The sequence below is a fragment of the Massilia luteola genome, assembly GCF_034420155.1.
Classification (GTDB): Bacteria; Pseudomonadota; Gammaproteobacteria; order Burkholderiales; family Burkholderiaceae_D; genus Telluria; species Telluria luteola.
This window is the reverse complement of sequence record NZ_JAXOFN010000022.1, coordinates 81,135-98,756: the sequence shown is the minus strand read 5'-3', so window position 1 is coordinate 98,756 and position 17,622 is coordinate 81,135. Positions and strand designations below refer to the sequence as shown.

At 66.8% G+C, this 17,622-nt stretch carries 19 protein-coding genes and 1 pseudogene; 11 read left to right on the top strand and 9 right to left on the bottom strand.

Going from position 1 to position 17,622, the window contains the following annotated elements; all coding sequences use genetic code 11:
* The first annotated feature begins 18 nt into the window (after positions 1 to 18).
* From U9J41_RS20800 to U9J41_RS20785, 4 genes are read left to right on the top strand one after another with little or no spacing between them, the layout of a single operon-like run.
* Positions 19 to 339 carry an ElaB/YgaM/YqjD family protein gene (locus U9J41_RS20800; RefSeq protein ID WP_056447712.1) on the top strand — a complete coding sequence of 107 codons (321 nt, stop codon included), beginning with the start codon at positions 19 to 21 and terminating at the stop codon, positions 337 to 339.
* A complete protein-coding gene (locus tag U9J41_RS20795; protein WP_322404070.1) occupies positions 339 to 743 on the top strand; it encodes a phage holin family protein in 405 nt (134 codons plus the stop codon). Before U9J41_RS20800 ends, U9J41_RS20795 begins: the two co-directional genes overlap by 1 nt.
* A complete protein-coding gene (locus U9J41_RS20790; RefSeq protein ID WP_322404069.1) occupies positions 736 to 1,029 on the top strand; it encodes a hypothetical protein in 294 nt (97 codons plus the stop codon). Before U9J41_RS20795 ends, U9J41_RS20790 begins: the two co-directional genes overlap by 8 nt.
* A 5-nt stretch (positions 1,030 to 1,034) precedes the next feature.
* On the top strand, positions 1,035 to 1,418 hold the full coding sequence (locus U9J41_RS20785) for a hypothetical protein (RefSeq protein WP_322404068.1): 384 nt from the start codon (positions 1,035 to 1,037) through the stop codon (positions 1,416 to 1,418).
* 368 nt (positions 1,419 to 1,786) lie between these two features.
* Here the strand turns inward: U9J41_RS20785 and U9J41_RS20780 are convergent.
* Positions 1,787 to 2,356, bottom strand: a pseudogene (locus U9J41_RS20780) (NUDIX domain-containing protein); the annotation flags it as partial.
* 73 nt (positions 2,357 to 2,429) lie between these two features.
* Here U9J41_RS20780 and U9J41_RS20775 point away from each other — a divergent pair.
* The 5 genes from U9J41_RS20775 (at position 2,430) to U9J41_RS20755 (ending at position 5,630) form a co-directional block, all read left to right on the top strand.
* Positions 2,430 to 3,215: a DeoR/GlpR family DNA-binding transcription regulator gene (locus tag U9J41_RS20775; RefSeq protein WP_322404067.1), complete on the top strand. Its 786-nt coding sequence runs from the start codon at positions 2,430 to 2,432 to the stop codon at positions 3,213 to 3,215.
* A 107-nt stretch (positions 3,216 to 3,322) separates the two neighbouring features.
* The gene (locus U9J41_RS20770; protein WP_322404066.1) at positions 3,323 to 3,643 is read left to right on the top strand and encodes a hypothetical protein; all 321 of its coding nucleotides are present in this window, start codon (positions 3,323 to 3,325) and stop codon (positions 3,641 to 3,643) included.
* Positions 3,644 to 3,921: 278 nt separating this feature from the next.
* Positions 3,922 to 4,224, top strand: a complete 303-nt coding sequence (locus U9J41_RS20765; protein ID WP_322404065.1) for a hypothetical protein — start codon at positions 3,922 to 3,924, stop codon at positions 4,222 to 4,224.
* A gap of 99 nt (positions 4,225 to 4,323) precedes the next feature.
* On the top strand, positions 4,324 to 5,127 hold the full coding sequence (locus tag U9J41_RS20760; RefSeq protein ID WP_322404064.1) for a lipid II flippase Amj family protein: 804 nt from the start codon (positions 4,324 to 4,326) through the stop codon (positions 5,125 to 5,127).
* Positions 5,128 to 5,297: 170 nt separating this feature from the next.
* Positions 5,298 to 5,630 (top strand): hypothetical protein, encoded by a 333-nt coding sequence (locus U9J41_RS20755; RefSeq protein WP_322404063.1) that lies wholly within the window; start codon positions 5,298 to 5,300, stop codon positions 5,628 to 5,630.
* 43 nt (positions 5,631 to 5,673) lie between these two features.
* Here the strand turns inward: U9J41_RS20755 and U9J41_RS20750 are convergent, their stop codons facing one another.
* The 4 genes from U9J41_RS20750 to U9J41_RS20735 all read right to left on the bottom strand — a co-directional run bounded on the left by U9J41_RS20750 (position 5,674) and on the right by U9J41_RS20735 (position 8,228).
* Entirely contained in the window at positions 5,674 to 6,081 is a 408-nt protein-coding gene (locus U9J41_RS20750) for a hypothetical protein (protein WP_322404062.1), read from the bottom strand.
* A 121-nt stretch (positions 6,082 to 6,202) separates the two neighbouring features.
* The gene (locus U9J41_RS20745; protein WP_322404061.1) at positions 6,203 to 7,552 is read right to left on the bottom strand and encodes an MBL fold metallo-hydrolase; all 1,350 of its coding nucleotides are present in this window, start codon (positions 7,550 to 7,552) and stop codon (positions 6,203 to 6,205) included.
* On the bottom strand, positions 7,553 to 7,780 hold the full coding sequence (locus tag U9J41_RS20740) for a hypothetical protein (protein WP_056447736.1): 228 nt from the start codon (positions 7,778 to 7,780) through the stop codon (positions 7,553 to 7,555).
* A 49-nt stretch (positions 7,781 to 7,829) separates the two neighbouring features.
* The gene (locus U9J41_RS20735; RefSeq protein ID WP_322404060.1) at positions 7,830 to 8,228 is read right to left on the bottom strand and encodes a VOC family protein; all 399 of its coding nucleotides are present in this window, start codon (positions 8,226 to 8,228) and stop codon (positions 7,830 to 7,832) included.
* Between the two features lie 114 nt (positions 8,229 to 8,342).
* On the opposite strand from U9J41_RS20735, the gene U9J41_RS20730 reads away from it, so the two are divergent.
* Entirely contained in the window at positions 8,343 to 8,690 is a 348-nt protein-coding gene (locus U9J41_RS20730) for a hypothetical protein (protein WP_056447741.1), read from the top strand.
* Positions 8,691 to 8,818: 128 nt separating this feature from the next.
* Positions 8,819 to 11,758, top strand: a complete 2,940-nt coding sequence (locus U9J41_RS20725) for a polysaccharide lyase family 8 super-sandwich domain-containing protein (protein ID WP_322404059.1) — start codon at positions 8,819 to 8,821, stop codon at positions 11,756 to 11,758.
* Positions 11,759 to 11,887: 129 nt separating this feature from the next.
* Here U9J41_RS20725 and U9J41_RS20720 read toward each other — a convergent pair whose 3' ends face one another.
* Genes U9J41_RS20720 through U9J41_RS20705 form a run of 4 tightly spaced genes read right to left on the bottom strand, consistent with a single transcriptional unit; the run spans position 11,888 to position 17,617 of the window.
* On the bottom strand, positions 11,888 to 12,706 hold the full coding sequence (locus U9J41_RS20720) for an NHL repeat-containing protein (protein WP_322404058.1): 819 nt from the start codon (positions 12,704 to 12,706) through the stop codon (positions 11,888 to 11,890).
* The gene (locus tag U9J41_RS20715; protein ID WP_322404057.1) at positions 12,703 to 13,782 is read right to left on the bottom strand and encodes an ABC transporter ATP-binding protein; all 1,080 of its coding nucleotides are present in this window, start codon (positions 13,780 to 13,782) and stop codon (positions 12,703 to 12,705) included. Before U9J41_RS20715 ends, U9J41_RS20720 begins: the two co-directional genes overlap by 4 nt.
* A gap of 11 nt (positions 13,783 to 13,793) precedes the next feature.
* Positions 13,794 to 15,860, bottom strand: a complete 2,067-nt coding sequence (locus tag U9J41_RS20710) for a phosphocholine-specific phospholipase C (protein WP_322404056.1) — start codon at positions 15,858 to 15,860, stop codon at positions 13,794 to 13,796.
* Complete coding sequence (locus U9J41_RS20705) at positions 15,857 to 17,617, bottom strand: glycoside hydrolase family 35 protein (protein WP_322404055.1); 1,761 nt, start codon at positions 17,615 to 17,617, stop codon at positions 15,857 to 15,859. The genes U9J41_RS20710 and U9J41_RS20705 overlap by 4 nt, the downstream gene beginning before the upstream one ends.
* Positions 17,618 to 17,622: the final 5 nt, after the last annotated feature.

Below are 17,622 nucleotides of genomic sequence, written 5' to 3'. Positions count from 1 at the left end.
ATAACGAGAGGTTCACCCATGATGGAAAAAATCCCGACCCAGACCGGCGCCCGCGACCAGCTGCTGTCCGACCTGAAGACCGTCATCCAGGACGCGGAAGCCTGGCTGCGCCACAGCGGCCACCTGACCGGCGAAGAGTTCAAGGTCGCCAAGGCCAAGTTCGAGCGCACCCTCGTCAAGGCCAAGGACGACATCATCCGCCTGGAAGAAGCCGCGGTCGAAAAAGCCAAGGTCGCCGCCAAGGCCACCGACGAATACGTCAAGGAAAACCCGTGGAAGGCGGTCGGCCTCGGCACCGCGGTCGGTGTCGTGATCGGCATGCTGATCGCCCGTAAATAATGACGTTCTTCGCGACGGCCGGCCGGATCGGGGCGACACTCGTCGCCATGGCCGGCACGCGCCTGGAACTGGCCGCCATCGAATTCCAGGAAGACGCACGCCGCCTGCTGGGCCACCTCGCGTGGACCTTGCTGGCCGTGTTCCTGGCCGCCGGCGCCCTGCTGCTGGCCGCGCTGTTCGTCATCGCCGTCTTCTGGGACACCTACCGCCTGCAAGCCGTCGGCGGCATGGCCGTCCTGTTCGGCGCGCTGGCCGCCATCATCGTGCTGAAGGTGCGCGCCAGCATGAACGCGGAGGCGCCGCTGCTGTCCGCCACCCTGGCCGAGCTGCGCAACGACATCGATTACCTGCGCCACGGGGCAGCCCAGCACGCGGCGCACCCTGCGGGAGCGACCGATGAATAAGACCCACCTCACCGCGCGCCGCGCCGCGCTGATCGAGCAATGCGCCGGACAGCGCGTGGGCCTGGCCTACGAGCTGGACGCGCTGCGCCCGTCGAAAGCGCTGGCCGGCAATCCGCTGGCCGGCTACGTCGCCGCCAACCGCAAGCTCGTGCTGGGTGCGGCCGGCGCCGTGCTGGGACTCGTCCTCATGCGCCGCAAGCGCCTGGCCGGCGTCGCCACGTCGGCGCTGTCGGTGTGGAAGATGGCGCGCGGCGCGCTGGGTGTCGTGGCGCAGCTGCGGCGCTGATGGGGATGACGTTCGTGTTGCGCATCCTGTCTGCGCCGTTGTTCGTTCTGGCCGTCCTGTCGGCCGGTTGTTCGCGCACGTCTCCGGACACGCCGGCGCGCAATGCCGCCGCGCCTGGGAAGATTTCGGAACGGCAGGCGCTGGACCTGCTCGTCGCGCAGTTGAAGGCGCATCGGGTCAAGGATCTCGACTGCCTGACGTTCATGAACGAGAGCGATACCCCGGCCAACGCCACGGCAGACCGATGGGAATTCGCCGCCCATGAAATCCACGACCAGCGCTGCGGCGGCGATCCGGACGTCTCGCCGGTGCGCGACCGCTACCAGGTCAATGCGTCGGGAAAGGTCCTCGTCTACAACGCCGCGGAAGGCGAGTACGCGCAATTCTGAACGGACGCGCGCGGGATCTCGTCCAGCGCCGCGTACACGCGCTTGCCCAGCCGCTTCGCCGTCGCCACCATCAGGTCCGCGCCCGCCGACGCGCCGCCGATGCGCAGCACCGCGTCGCAGCGTTCCAGCAAACGCTGCGCGTGCGGGTGGAACACGGCGTCGAATATGGCGTCGCCCGCTTGCTTCGAACCGGCCAGGCGCACCATCGGCAGCGCCAGCCATTCGCCCAGCACGGGCAGGTGCCCGGCCTCGTACAGCGGCATCACGCACGCCCCCATCGCCGCCACGTTCTGCGCGATGCGCGCCGGATCGTCGTCCGTGCCGGACCGGTATGGCCCCGCGATCAGGATCATCATCCCGCGCGGCGCGAACAGGTGCAGCTGCGCGTACTGCAGCAGCATGATCGTCTTGCCGTCGACGATGCCCGTGCCGATCATGGCCAGCGCCGCGTCGACGTCGAGCTCCAGCACGTCCAGCCGCTCGCCCTCTTCCGCCACGCCGCCGCCCGGCCCGATGCGGTCGCGCGCCTCGTACTCGGCCACGAAGAAGTGCAGGCGCTCCGTCACGCTGCCGGGGCTCATGAACGCATCCCACAGGCGGCGCACGGTGCCGACGCGGTAACCCGTTTCCTCTTCGACCTCGGCGCGGATGCGCGCTTCCGGACTCGCGCCGTCGAGCAGGCCGGCCGCCGCCTCGACGAGAAAGCCGTCGTGCCCGTTCACATGGGCCGGCAGGCGGAACTGCCGCGTCAGCACGACGGTACGGCGCGCGCGGTTGACCAGCAAGAGCGTCGCACCATTGCCGCGGTCATACGTTTCGCGGGTCTGCACGTCCCAGCCGCCGTCCTGCGTGCGCAGCGCGAACGTCGTCTTTTTCAGCACGCCCCAGTCGTCCGACAGCAGCTCGACCTGCCTGATTTCCACATGATCCTGCACGATATTCTCCGAATATTGAAGTTCGTGTAAACTATCGTGCAATATCACGCAACGTCAAGCACGACGAAAGGGACGCATGCTGACGAGCCAGCGAAAACAGTATCTGATGGACGCCTTGCGGCGCGACGGCCGGATCGTCGCCACGACGATGAGCGCGGCGTTGAACGTGTCGGAAGACACGATCCGGCGCGACCTGCGCGAACTGGCAAAGGAAGGCCTGCTGCAGCGCGTGCACGGCGGCGCCCTGCCCGCGAGTCCGGCGCTGGCCGATTTCGCCACGCGCCACGGCATCGCCACGGCCGACAAGGCCGCCATCGGCCGCGCGGCCGCCGCGCTGGTGCAGCCGGGCCAGGTCGTGTTCGTCGACGGCGGCACCACGTGCGCCCAGCTCGTGCGCGCGCTGCCGCGCCACCTGCGCGCGACCGTCGTCACGCACAGCCCGTCGATCGCGATGGCGTTGATGGACCATCCGGACATCGAGGTCATCATGCTCGGCGGCCGCCTGTTCCGGCATTCGGCCGTGGGCGTGGGCGCGGCGACGCTGGAAGCCATCGCGCAGATCCGCGCCGACACCTATTTCATGGGCGTGACCAGCGTACATCCGGACAGCGGGCTGTCGACCGGGGATTACGAGGAAGCCTGCATCAAGCGCGCGCTGTGCCACGCGGCGGCCGAAACGATCGTACTGGCCTCGTCGGAGAAACTGGCGACGGCGTCGCCGTATCGCATCGTCGGGCTTTCCGAGATCAGCGGGATCGTGGTGCCGGCGGGGACGGACGAGGCGTTGCTGCGACCTTATCGCGAGCTGGGTATTGCGCTGCATGTGCCGCCACAGCCGGGGCAAAAGGATGCCACACAATGATGACAATTTACGGTACGTCGGCCGACGTGCAGGATGGACGAGCAATGAAACTATTTGCGTGCGCAGTTGTCGCAACCTGTTTATCGACCCATGCATCGGCATGCCCGATGACGGACGCGCTGGTCGAACGCTACGGCATTTCCTATTCCGGTTTCACGGTCGAGATCCCGGACGCGCAAGCGCCGGATGCGGCCGCCGGAGAATCCCTGGTCCGGATCGCGATTCCGGATACCAGCCATGTCATCGACGGCTTTCATCATTCGGTGCTGCTGGATACCGTCAGGAAGAAAGCGTGGATTCTGCGCACCGGCGGCTTTGTCGGCGTTTATAAATGGTACGGTCCGGTCGACGTGACCACGACGTCGCTCGACAACTGCAAGCTCGAACACGTCGCTACGTTGGTACGGACCGAAAAGAAAAGTCGGTAGCGGGCGGCTGTGACGATTCGCGGGTTTTCCGGATCGCCAATTTGCCATGCTGGGTCAATCGCTGGAGTCGGCCGGAAGACAAACGAGCCAGGCGTGAGAAAGCGCGCCTTTTTTGACCGCATGACTCTGCTAAGCTTGGCCGTTACCGGGCGGTCGCGTGGTCTCAACCTGGCGAAGAGCAGCGCTGAACTGAAGCGTGGACGCGTCGCCGCTGGGCTGAGCTTGCCCAGCATGGATCACGGACATCCCGACGACGCAAACAACCTGGGACTTGATTGATGAAGCACCTGTTTCTGGTTTTCGCTTTCCTCTTTTGGTCCCTGACGGTTGCTCGTGCCGCAGAGACATCGCATCCGACGATGGCTGACATGGCAACCTGGAAGCAAAGCCTCATCGCACAGTACGAAAAGGCGATCTACCTCGACGAGAAGTCTCAACCCATTACCGAACACGAGTTCTTCACGCGGGTTGTCAACGAAAAGCGCGGCCACGCCATTACCACTGTTCGTGGCAGTCCCAAGTTGATCACACTGCGTTTGCTGTCCGATGCGGAACTCGGTTGGACGCCAATCCAGAATTAACATGAAATATTAATGTTCAGAAGCGCTCCTGCCGTGCGTCCATTCACAACCAAGATTGCCATGGAAATGCGACTTACGTTCCCCGTCACAGACTAAGACATGGACAAACAACTTTTCCTCATCTGCTTTCTCACGTTCGTCATCCACCTGATCGGCACACTCGCCTACTCGGTACGGATTGCCGGCGTACGGACGAAGCGGATCGCGGTGTCGTTGGCGCTATTCAGCATTCTTATGCTCGTGTCCCGAACCTCGAATTCGTTTCTTGGTCCATTCCTGGCAAAGCGCGTCGAGACCAACCTGCACGCTCTCGCAACCGGCACGCTGCTGGGCGATTTTCGCTGGTTGATGGTGTCGGCAAGCCTGGCGACGGTCGCGGGTGCGCTGCTGATTCCCACGTTCCAGCGGGTGTTCTGCCGCGCCGTGCTGCATTTCCAGGTCAATCGCTCGATTCCCAAGCTGATCCTTCACAGTTTCTTTAAAGGCGGTCTTTCTTACGTCCGGGACGTCGCTACCGTGCCTGCCGCGCGAAACGTCACCGAGATCCGGTCGGGGCATGGCGTTTCACGCCGGATCACGCTGTTGAATGTCGGCGCTACGGCGCTCTGGACGGTCGGCGTGTTTGCCTCGCTTTATGCAGGCGTCCTCGATCCATCGGTTCGGGTCACCTCGAGCACGCTCTCGTCGATCGTCAACGGCGGCGCCACCATCATGATGGCGATGTTCATCGACCCGCACATGTCCGGGATGACCGACGATGTCGTCGAAGGAAAGGTGACGGAAGGGCAGTTCCGGAAGGCCGTCGTCTGGCTGGTGGGAAGCCGATTGGCTGGCACGGTGGCGGCGCAAGCACTGCTCGTGCCGGCGGCGATCCTGATTGCCTCGGTGGCCCGCGTCATATGAAGCCCTTTTGTGGTCCGCCACCAAAGGCATGCGCCAACGACGGGCAAGACCGACGGCAAGGCAGCCACGTTACGTGCCGTTGACCACGCATTGCATTGGAAAGTGGACCAACAGGATGAGGAAGAAAGCTGGATTCCAGAGCAGGCGTGCACCCATCGAAAGGATGAAGAATGTTTCGTAATATTTGCATCATGGCAGCCGGACTCTTGCTGTCCGGCTGCGCCCACCACAAAGCGGCCGAACGCGCCGACTATTGGCGTTCGGAGACGGCCAGCCATCTGCCGGCGGGCACGTCGCTCGACGTTGCCGAGAAGTTCTTTACCGACCGAGGCCTTCAGCTCGTCTGCTGCGTGAACAACGGGACGGGATTCAAACGCTACGCGGTAGAACACGATGTGGCGCAATCCGTTATCACGCACTATGACGTCGCCGTTCTCGTCGACACGACGCCGGAAAAACGCGTGTCGAAGGTGACCGTCGAGCAATGGGGCGTCGGGCTTTGACGTCGACGCGCCGCGCCATCGACTGCCGGGAAGACTCAGCCGTTCAGTGTCGGCAGCTCAGCTGCAGCGTCTCGTTCTCGCGCGCGATCACCCTGACCGCCTCGCTGTCGCCGCAGCGATAGACGATCCTCAGCCGCTTGGGCTGGCCATGCGCCGGATCGCCGCACAGCTGGTTACCGGCCAGGACGTTGCCGTGGTTGCGCTCGATTTCAGCACGCACCGCCCGGCGCGCATCGCACGCCGCGCCGTGCGCGCCATATTCCGCGTCCTCGATGAACACGCGGGGCCAGCCGCGATGCGGACCGCGGTCGCCGCGCGCATCGCGCAGGCCGGCCGCGTAACCGTCGTCGTAGCCACGGCGATATTCGGCGCTCTGCGCGAACGCGGACGCCGACGCGGCGGTCAGCGCGAGGATGGCGGCGATGCGCATGACAGGTATGTTGATGTTCATTGTTCTCTCCTGATCGGATAATGACGGATGCTATCGCGCCGGCCCGGCGCGGTCTGTACGCATGGCCACAGTGTGTCAGGTCAGGGAGGGAAAAGCTGTCGGTGCCGCTGTAAGAGACGTTTCAGTCTGTAAGGCCCAGCAGGCGCCGCAACTGCGCGCGCTGGTAGGCCCCGAAGCCGTCGCTGAACAGGCAGCGGATCAGCGGATCGTCGACCACGTCGGCCTCCGCCAGTTCGCGTTCGGTGCCGGCATCGAATACGGCATCGTTGATCCGCATGTACATCGACGTCAGCGACTCGCCCAGCGCCAGCGCCGCGTACAGCTTCGCGGCGGGGATGTCGGTGGTCCAGCCCGGCGGACCGCCCGCGTCCTCAAGCGGCGTCGCGTGGGCGCCGCCCAGGCGGTAGCGGAAGCGCGTGACCTCGCCCGCGTGATCGTAGATCGACAACTGCCAGGTGCGGGGACTGTCGAAATACTCGCCGGCGGCGTCAAGGTCGGCATATTTTTGCGGCAGGCCGGTGCGGCAGTAGTCCAGCACGCGCGTCCATTGCGCTGCCGTCAGTGCCGGGAAATGGCGGGCGACGTCGCTCGTCGGCGGCGCGTCCACATTGCCTTCGTAGACGTAGTCGACGTCCTGATCGCCGACAGGGATGACCCAGTCCAGCGGCGGCGCCGGATGCAACCCATCCGCATCGAGCCGCATCGACACGCCGGGATCCATGCGCACCACCCGCGCCCGCGGCAGCGCGGCCCCGACCTCCTGCGCGAACCGGGCATACGAGATCGGGAAGAAGGCGCGGTTGTACCACGACCACGGTTCGAGCGCGAACTGACAGGAACTCGGCACGACATAGCGCGGCGCCAACGCGCGCAGCTGGTCCAGCGCGTCCTCCGGCAGCTCGGGCGGCGCGGGCGCATGGCGTCTTGGTGCCAGCACCTCGAGCTCGCGCATGGTCTGGAATGGCCACAGCACGAGGTCCCACGGTTTCTCGCCGACGAGGCGCGCGAGCGTCGCATCGTCGATCCAGGAATCGACCACGTTCAGCACATTCAGTCCGGCGGCCCGTATCTGGAACATCGAGTCCACGTCGGCGTCCATCGCTTCGCGCGGCACGACCTGGAACGGGCCGACGTCCACCGGCGCGTCCAGGCGCAGCGCGTGCACGCTGGTGAAACCCAGCTGGCGCACCATGTCGAACAATTCGTCGAACAGGCAGTAGATGTACAGCGGCGTCGCGCGGTCCAGCAGGTCCAGGCTCTCGAGCGAGCAGTGGTCGTCGTGGAAGTGCGAGATGAACACGGCATCGAAGCGCTGGCGCCGGATCAGGTCGACGTCGAACCGCGCGTCCGGAAACGCGTGGCAGTTGCGGCTGAACGGGTTTTCGAAGATCGTGTCGAAGGCGATGCGCACGCCGCCGCATTCGAACACATAGCCCGCGTGCAGGATCCTCGATACCGTCAGCGCGGCCATTCAGTCCAGCCGCTTGAGCCGCTGCCCCAGGATGCCCCAGCGGCAATCGGCGCCGTCCAGCCGGGCGCACAACGCCCAGCCGGTGCCGATCTTCTCGACCGTGACGGCGGTTTCGATTTCCTTGGCGAGCTTTTCGGCCCACACGCTCGCGGCACCGCGGCCCTTGAAGAGCTCCTTGCCGTCGTAGATGACGGTGGCGTCGAATACGGACATGGCGAATATGGTCATGACTACCTCTGGTTGATGCGCGGACCGCTATCCTACCATTCCGGCCCGATCAGCCCTGCGGCGCCATCCAGACGAGGTTCCACAAATGGCCGTCGAGGTCCTCGAAGCCCTGGTCGTACATGAAGCCGTTGTCTTCGGGCGGATGCGGGATGCGCGCGCCGGCGGCGGTGGCCCTGGCGATCAGGCTGTCCACTTCGTCCCGGCTCTCGCAGCTCAGGCAGATGATCACCTCGTTGGCTTCCTTCGCCCGCACGGCTGGCCGGTTGGTGAAGGAGCTGAAGAAGGCTTCGGTCATCAGCATGACGCGGACCGTGTCGTCCACGACGTCCATGAACGCCGCGTTCTCGTTGCTGAAGCGCGGGTTGAAGCCGAAGCCCAGCGCGGCAAAGAACACCCTGGATTTGTCCAGGTCCTTGACCGGCAGGTTGAAGATGATCTGCTTGTTCATGATGTCCTCGTGTGGAAAGTGGTTGGATGACGGGTCCTGCCTCCTGACGACGAACGGCGGCGCGCGAAATCGACACGCCTGCGAAAAAAAATCCAGGAATGGTATGCTTCCCCCATGACTACCGATTCCGACATTGAACTGTCCGGCCCATTCCAGGCCCGGGACAGCCAGGGCCGTACCCTCGACGTCAAGGCGATCCGCATTTTCGACGAGGGCTACGGGATCATCGACGTGTACGTGGAATTCAAGGCCCGGCTCGAACCCGGCGCGTACAAGGATACCGTGCTGGTACGCCAGATCATCGACCGCCTGCGCGCCGTCGGGTACAAGGGGCCGGACTTCGGCCACAGCGACCCGGGCCTGCAGGAGAGCCGCCTCATCGTGCTCGAGGCGCCCGAGGAATTCGCCCCGTTCGCCAAGAGCCGCGGCTGGAAGAACCTGGCCGAGGACTTCGACGACTGAGCCGCCGTATCACGCCATAACACATCCACGCGCGATTTAAAAATATCATGGCCGGGCATGCAAACTGCTCGGCTATCATTTTATGGCGACCTTCCGTTAACGTTACCACAAACGATGGAGACCACGCCATGCCCACCCGATTTCCCCTCCTGCTGCTGGCCGCTGCGTTGAGCGCCTGCGGCGGCACCGCGCAGGACGACACCGCCGCGACCACGCAGTCATCGATGTCCGGTGGCGGCCACCTGGAAGCCGCGGCCGCCGACGAATACGACACGCTGCGCGCCAAATGGAGCCTGCAGCTCACGGGCGGCAGCGCCGTCAACACGGCGGATCCGGACGTCGCCGCCCAGATCGCGACCATCACGAGCACCGCCCAGGGCTATTGGGACACGCTCCAGACAGGCAGCGGCCGCACCTGCCTGTGGAGCGACCTCGCCACCTGGACCAGGTCGACCACGATCACGCAAACCTACAGTCGGCTGCTGGCGATGGCGCTGGCGTATTCGACGACCGGCTCTTCGTTGCAGGGGAACGCGGCGCTGGGTACGGCGATCCTCTCCGCGCTGGATTGGATGAACGCGCACCACTACGGCAGCGGCATCACGAAATACGACAACTGGTGGGACTGGGAGATCGGCTCGCCGCAGGCGCTGAACGACATCACGGTGCTGATGTACGGCCAGCTCTCCGCCACGCAGATCGCCAACCACCTCGCCGCCGTCGACTACTACGTGCCCGATCCGACCAAACGCACCGGCACGACGCTCGTCGAGACGGGCGCCAACCGCCTGGACAAGGCATCCGTCGTCGCGCTGCGCGGCGTGATCGGCAAGTCGGCCACGAAGATCGCGCAGGGCCGCGACGCCATCAGCCAGGCGCTCCTGTACGTGACGAGCGGCGACGGCTTCTATGCGGACGGCTCGTTCATCCAGCACACGAACGTCGCCTACACGGGCAGCTACGGCCTGGTGCTGATGTCCGACATCGCGCGCCTGTACTACCTGCTGAACGGCTCCACGTGGGCCGTCACGGACGCCAACGCGGGCAACGTCTACGACTGGTATGCGAACGGCTACAAGCCGATGGTCTACCAGGGCGCCGTGATGGACGCCGTGCGCGGGCGCGCGATCTCGCGCCAGGCGTCGACCGACCACGACGCGGGCCGCTCGCTGACGGTGTCGCTGGCGCGGCTCGCGCAAGGCGCGCCGGCCGCGAACGCCGCCGCCATCAACGGCACGGTCAAGCACTGGATGCAGCGCGATACCACGTTCGCCAACTACTACAAGGGCCTGTCGCTGTACGACATCGCCAACCTGAAAGGCATCCTCGCCAACAGCGGCATCACGCCCGATCCCGAGCAGATCCAGACCCACGTCTTCGCCAGCATGGACCGCGCGCTGCACAGCTATGCGGGCTATTCGAGCATGGTGTCGCTGTTCTCGACGCGCATCTCGGCCTTCGAATACGGCAACGGCGAGAACATCAAGGCCTGGTGGACGGGCGCCGGCATGACCTATGTGTACAACAACGACCTGACGCAATTCTCCGGCGATTACTGGCCCACGGTGAACCAGGCGCGCCTGCCTGGCACGACGACGGACGGCTCGGGCAGCGGCACGCCGGCGAGCTTCGGCAACTATCCGAACACGTACCACTGGGCCGGCGGTTCGGAGGTCGACAACCTGCACGCGACGGCCGGCCTGCAGTTCTCGATGTCGAAAGTGACAGGGTCCACGCTGCAGGGCAGGAAGTCGTGGTTCCTGTTCGGCGACAAGATCATCGCGCTCGGCTCGGGCATCGCGAACACCGACGGCCGCACGGTCGAGACGATCGTCGAGAACCGCAAGCTGAACGCGGCCGGCAACAACGCGCTGACGGTGAACGGCCTGTCCATGCCCACGACGAGCGGCTGGTCCGCGACGACGACCAGCGTGCAGTGGGCGAACCTGGCCGGCAACGTGAGCGGCACGGACATCGGCTACTGGTTCCCCTCCCCCGTGAGTCTGTCCGGCCTGCGCGAGACCCGCAGCGGCAGCTGGCAGCAGATCAACACGGGCGGCCCCGCCACGACGGTGACGAACACCTTCCTCAGCCTCGCGCTGAACCACGGCGCGGCGCCGGCGAACGCGTCGTACGCCTACGTGATCCTGCCGAACTACACGGCGGCGCGCACGGCCGCCTTCGCGGCCAGCCCCACGGTGACGATCCTCGAGAACAGCCTTGATGCGCACGCCGCGCGCGACACGGCGGCCGGCGTCACGGGCGTCAACTTCTGGAACGACGCGACGAAGACCGTCAACGACGCCGGCGGCGCCTACCTGACGAGCAACCGCAAGGCATCCGTCGCCGTGCGCGACACCGGATCGGAACTGCACATCGGCGTCGCCGACCCGACGCAGGCCAACACCGGCACGATCAACCTCGAACTCAATCGCAGCGCGTGGCAGGTGATCGGCAAGGACCCGGCCGTGACGGTGACGCAGCTCTACCCCACCATCAAACTGACCGTGAACGTCAACGCGTCCGCCGGCCGCAGCTACGCCGTGCAGCTGGCGGAAGGAACGACCGTCGCGCTGGCGCCCAGCGCCGACACGTATGTGCAGGACGGCGCCGCGGCCGGTACCAACTTCGGCACGGCGAACACGCTCGTCGTCAAGAACGATGGCGTGGGCTATGCGCGCCAGGCGGCGCTCAAGTTCGACCTGTCCGGCATCGGCGGCACGATCGCGGGTGCGACGCTGGCACTAATGCCGACGAGCGTCGGGGCCGCGAACACGTTCAGCAACCGCGTATCGCTGCTCGCGTCGAGCGCGTGGGCGGAAACGGGACTCACGTGGAACACGATGCCGGGCGTGTCGTCCGTGCTCGGCACGTGGGTCGTCGGCGCGGCCGGACAGGCCGTCATGCTGGACGTGACGTCGGCGGCCGTCGCGGCGGCTGGCGGCGACAAGGTGCTGCCGCTGAAGGTCGATTCACCCGTGAACGTCGGCGCGAACGGCTGGGTGAACTATGGCTCGCGCGAGGCGGCGGCGGCGAATCGGCCGGTGTTGTACGTGGTCTACCACTGAACCGGTCCGACGATCGATAACGTGCGTAACCCGTCGTTCCCGCGCAGGCGGGAACCCGATTTTCCGACTCCGGATGCGAACTTGGGTTCCCGCCGCCGCGGGAACGACGGCATTACGGTGCGCGGATTTTTACGCCAGCACCAATAACCCTTGCAGCGACGAGATACGCACGGGATCCGACCACGTATCCCGCAGCGTCCCATCCGCATCGAACACGAGCAGCTGCCGCCCCTTGTGCCCATTGTCCGGACCATGTCCCTGCCAATTGGCGATGGCGATGCGGCCGTCGGCCAGCACCTGGAAGGTCGCGTAGAAGAACGGCGCGACCTCGGCGGGCACGGCGTCCCTGCCGCCGAACGTCTGGACGAGGCGCCCGTCCGCATCGAAGCGCGCCATGAACGCGCCGTAGCCGGCCGCGACGAGCGTCGAGCCGTCGGCCAGCCGCTCGGCCTTCCACGCATGCTCGAAGCCCGGCGCTGCCAGCCTGCGCCTTGGCCGCAGCGCTGCATCGGTTTCGAGGATGTGGTCGTTCGTGCACAGCAAATAGCCGTCGCCCGCGGGCCGCATCAGGCGCACGTAGTCGCCGTCGCGCCTGGCGGTCGCGATCACGCGCAGGTCGACGTCCAGCGTGAGCACGTCGATGCCGTTTTCTCCGCCATCCAGGTTCATGCCCGTGACGAGCGTCGAACCGTCGTCCAGGCGGCGCGCGGCCGTCACGCCGGACCAGCGGTCGCACACGCGGACGATGTCGCCGCTGTCGACGTCGATCTCGACAAAGCCGCGCTCGAAGCCGACGAGGACGCGGCGCGGACCGATGCGCTGCAGGTCGCGGGCGAGCGGGAAATCGGCGAGATCGCGTTGCCAGCCAAAGACCGGATCGTGCGTATCGATCAGGTGCAGGCGCTGGCGGCCTTCATCGATCGCAAGGAAACGCAGGGCGGGCGTCATGACGCCGACAGCCCGATGTTCGCGCCGCCGTCCATGTCGAACAGGTGGATGCGTGCGGGATCGGGCGCGAGCTTCACGCGCCGGCCCGGCGTCACCTGCACGTCCGGCGCCAGCCGCGCGACGATGGACTGGCTGCCGACCTGCAGGCCGACCATCGTGTCCGCGCCGAGCGCTTCGACGACGTCGACGACGGCTTCGATCCCATCGTCCGCGAGCGTCAGGTGCTCGGGCCGGATGCCGGCGGCGACAGGCTTGCCGTCGAACGCCGCCGCATGTGCCGCCAGCGCGGCCGGCAGCGCCAATGTGAAACCGTCGCCGACCAGCGTTCCGCGCGCCAGCCGGCCTTCGAGGAAGCCCATCGCGGGCGAGCCGATGAAGCTGGCGACGAAGCGGTTGGCCGGATGCTCATAGAGTTCGAGCGGACTGGCCACCTGCTGGATGTCACCATCCTTCATGACGACGATGCGGTCGCCCATCGTCATCGCCTCGACCTGGTCGTGCGTGACGTAGACGGTCGTTACCCCCAATTTGCGGTGCAGCCGCGTGATCGACGCGCGCATCTCCACGCGCAGCTTGGCGTCCAGGTTGGACAGCGGCTCGTCCATCAGGAACGCATGCGGCTTGCGCACGATGGCGCGGCCCAACGCCACGCGCTGGCGCTGGCCGCCGGACAGCTCCTTCGGCTTGCGGTCGAGCAGCGCGTCGAGGTGCAGCATGCGCGCCGCTTCGTCGACGCGCTCGGCGATCTGCCCCTTCGGCACCTTGTCGAGTTTCAGGGCGAACCCCATGTTCTCGCGCACCGTCATGTGCGGGTACAGCGCGTAGTTCTGGAAGACCATCGCGATGTCGCGTTCTTTCGGCTGCAGGTCGTTGACGACGCGCCCGCCGATCTGCAGGCTGCCGTCCGAGATCTCTTCGAGCCCCGCGATCATGCGCAGGGTCGTCGACTTGCCGCAGCCGGACGGCCCGACGAACACGACGAACTCGCCGTCGCGGATGTGCAAATTAAAATCCTTCACGGCGTGGTAGCCGTTGTCGTAGGACTTGCGTACGTTTTGCAGTTGGATGTCGGCCATGCTGGCTCCTGCTACCAGGGTTGAGTGGACGCGAGGGTCATCGCGGGATCGCTGGTGCCGTCGTAGCCGGTCTCGATGCGGCCGGCGAAGCGCCAGGCGGCGTCGCCGCTGCGCACGACGGCGTCGTACCACGGGCCGGGCAGCGCGACGCGTTCGACGGCGTGTGCCGCCAGCGCGATCGTGCGCGGTGCCGGGTCGGCGTACGCGAGCATCGTCAGCACCGCTTCGCGCGGTGCATCCGCGCCGTTGCGCAGTTCGAGCACGATGCGGTCGCCGTCGCGCATGGCACGAACAGACATAGCCGGCACGCCCATGCCGCGCAGGCCGCGATGGAATCCGTTCGGCCCGAGGATCCACAGGTCGTAGGCGCCTGCCGGCGGCACCTTGACCGGCACGGCGCTCGCGACGACGGGCGGCGCTGTCCACACGTCGGCCAGCTGCTTGCCCGCCTCCACCGTGTAGCGGCGCGGGATGCGGCCCAGGCGCAGGCGGTCATACACGTGAAACACGGCGCCGGCCGTGCCCGCGTTGGCGAAGGCGAGCGCGATGCCGTCCGGGCGCGGCTCGGCCAGCACTTCGAGGTAGTAAGGCAGCGCGCGCGACGGCCGCGTGCCCGGCTCCTGGCGCGGCGCCGCCTGCGCGGTTTCCGCTGGCACCTCGATGCCGGGCGTGGCGCGCTGGCGCATCCGCTCAGCGTCGGCCTGCGCCGTGCCGTAGACGGGGAGGCGCGGCGCCGACGCGTCGGGCGACGCGAAATCGAAGCAGCTCGTCAGGTCGCCGCAGACGGCGCGGCGCCAGGCGCTGATGTTCGGCTCCATCACGCCGAAGCGGGTTTCGAGGAAGCGCAGGATCGACGTGTGGTCGAACACCTGCGAATTCACCCAGCCGCCCTTGCTCCACGGGGACATCACGAGCATCGGCACGCGCGGCCCGAGGCCGTACAGCCGGCCGTCGCGATGGCATTCGTCGGCGCAGCCGATGGTCGACAGCCCCGCGCGCGTCCCGTCCGGTGCGAACGCGGGCGGCGCCGGCGGCGGCACGTGGTCGAAGAATGCATCGTTCTCGTCGAACATCTGCAGGAACACTGTGCCGCTCCAGACCTCGGGATCGGCGAGCAGCGCTTCCAGCACCTGCAGCGTGTAGGCGCCGCCCTGCACGGGCGTGGACGGCCCCGGATGTTCGCTGTACAGGCGCGGCGGAATGATCCAGCTGACCTGTGGCAGGCGGCCGTTCACGACGTCGTCGCGCAGGCCGTCCAGCGTGGCGTCGCGCAAGGTCGTCGACAGCCCCTTGTCCGCCAGCGCACACGGACGCGCGGCGTGCGCTGCGCGGAAGCTTCTGAACGTCTCCAGCATATTGCAGCCGTAGTTGTCCGCCATGTCGTTGTAGACCTTCCAGCTGACGCCCGCCGCTTCCAGGCGCTCCGCGTACGTGGTCCACGTGAAGCCCTGCTCCACGGGGCCGAAGCCTTCCATGTGGTTGTCGATGGCGGGACCGCCGCGGCGCCCGGACGGATCGTTCGTCCCCGTCATCATGAACAGGCGGTTCGGGTTCGTGCCGCCCTGCAGCGAGCAGTGGTAAGCGTCGCACAAGGTGAAGGCGTCGGCCAGCGCGAACTGCACGGGCAGCTCGGCGCGGGTGTAATAGGCCATCGCCGCATCCGTCTTGGCGCGCGGCCAGGCGTTCAGGCGGCCGTCGTCCCAGGCAGCCTGCGCGTCCGGCCACGTGTGCGGCAGGTCCAGCGCTGGCTGCGCGTTGCCGGCAGCGGCATCGAGACGGTACGGCATCACGATGCGGCGGCCGTTGTGCTGTTGCCAGACCGTGCGGCCGTCGCGCACGGGGATCGTCATGCGGTCGCCGAAGCCGCGCACGCCGGCCAGCGTGCCGAAGTAATGGTCGAACGAGCGGTTTTCCTGCATCAGGATGACGACGTGGCGGACGTCGGCGATGCTGCCGTTCGTTCCATCGTTGCGGCGCGCCGGCACCGCCAGCGCCTCGCGCAGCAGCGGCGGCATCGCCTCGAGGACGGCGGCGGCCGTGGCGCTCCCGAGGAAACGGCGGCGTGAAAGACTGGTCATGCTGCTCCCCTGTCCGCATGCAGCGCCGCCGTGCGGCACGCGCTGCCATGCTGTTCGAACACGATCAATTCGTTGCGGCCCTGTTTGAGCAGCGGCGCCGGCACGTACAGGCGGCGCTGCGGACCGCGCTCCCAGTAGCGGCCGAGATTGAAGCCGTTCAGCCACGCCGCCCCCTTCGTCCAGCCGGACAGGTCGAGGAAGCAGTCGCCGGGCGCCGCCACGTCGAATGCCGCGCGGTGAAAGCCGGGACGGTCCGTCGGCCGGCCGTCGTACGCACCAAACCCCAGCACGTCCAGATGACGCAACGATAACGGGATCATCTCCCAGTGATACAGCTTGTTGATGCCGAGCCTGACCCAGCCCAGCAAGCCCTTACGGTCCTGCAGGTCCGGGCCGTAGTTCACGCGGCCCTGGTTTTCGACGAGCAATTCGATGACGCAGGGGCCGCCCGGCAGCGTGACGTCGATGGCGAGGTCGCCGTCGCGTTCGAGCACGCCCGCGGGCACGCCGTCAACGAAGAGCTGGGCGCGGTCGTGCAGGCGCTCGGCCGACAGGCGCACGGTACCGCCCGGATGGCGCGTGCGGGTGCGGTACAGCGTGTAGCCATAGTCCTGGCCCAGCGCTTCCATCGAGCGCGGCGCGGCCGCTTCGATGGTCGGGCCCAGCCGCGCCGCGTTGTCCGCCAGCGACGCGTAGTCGGTGAACCGGATGGGGCCGAGGTCGAGCCGCGGCACCGGCGCCGGCGCCGGCAGGGCCAGCGGCGGCAGGTCGACGTACTTGCCGATCACGCGCCGGAACGCGTGATACTTCGGCGTCGGTTCGCCGTCCTCGCTCAGCGGCGCGTCGTAGTCGTACGAGTTCACCGTCGGCTGGTAGCGGCGCGTCTCCAGGTCGGTATTCGCACCGTTCATGAAGCCGAAGCTCGTCCCGCCGTGGAACATGTAGACGTTGACGGACGCCCCGGCCGCGAGGATCTCGTCCAGCGCGGCGGCGGCATCCCCCGCATCGCGCGTGTGGTGCGGCTCGCCCCAGTGGTCGAACCAGCCGTTCCAGAACTCCATGCACATCAGCGGCGCGTCGGGCTGGTGGCGGCGCAGCGTGGCGAACTCGCCGTCCGCGCGCGAACCGAAGTTCGCGGTCTTCCACACGCCGTCCAGCGTGCCGTGCGTGAGCATGTGGTCGGTCGCGCCGTCGGACGTGAACAGCATCGTCGCCACGCCCAGTTCCAGCATCAGGTCGCGCAGCCAGGCCAGATACGCCTGGTCGCTGCCGTAGCTGCCATACTCGTTCTCGACCTGCATCGCGATGACGGGACCGCCGCGCTGGATCTGCAGCGGCAGCAGCCGTGGCAGCAGCGCTTCGTAGAACCGGCGCACGGCCGCGAGATAGGGCGGATAACAGCAGCGCACCTCCATGTCCGGGTCGGCCAGCAGCCACGCCGGCAGGCCGCCGAATTCCCACTCGGCGCAGATGAACGGGCCCGGACGCACGATCACGTACAGGCCCAGCGCCTGCGCCGTCGCGACGAAGCGCGCGAGATCGGCCATGCCGTCGAAGTCGAATTCGCCGGGCCGTGGTTCGTGCACGTTCCACGCGACGTAGGTCTCGACCGTGTTGAGGCCCATCGCCTTGAGCTTCTTCAGCCGGTCTTCCCAGTACGCGGGCGGGATGCGGAAGTAGTGCATCGCGCCGGACAGGATCCGGAAGGGCCGCCCGTCCAGCAGGAAGCCGTTGCCCTCGATACGAAAATCACCCATGTCCC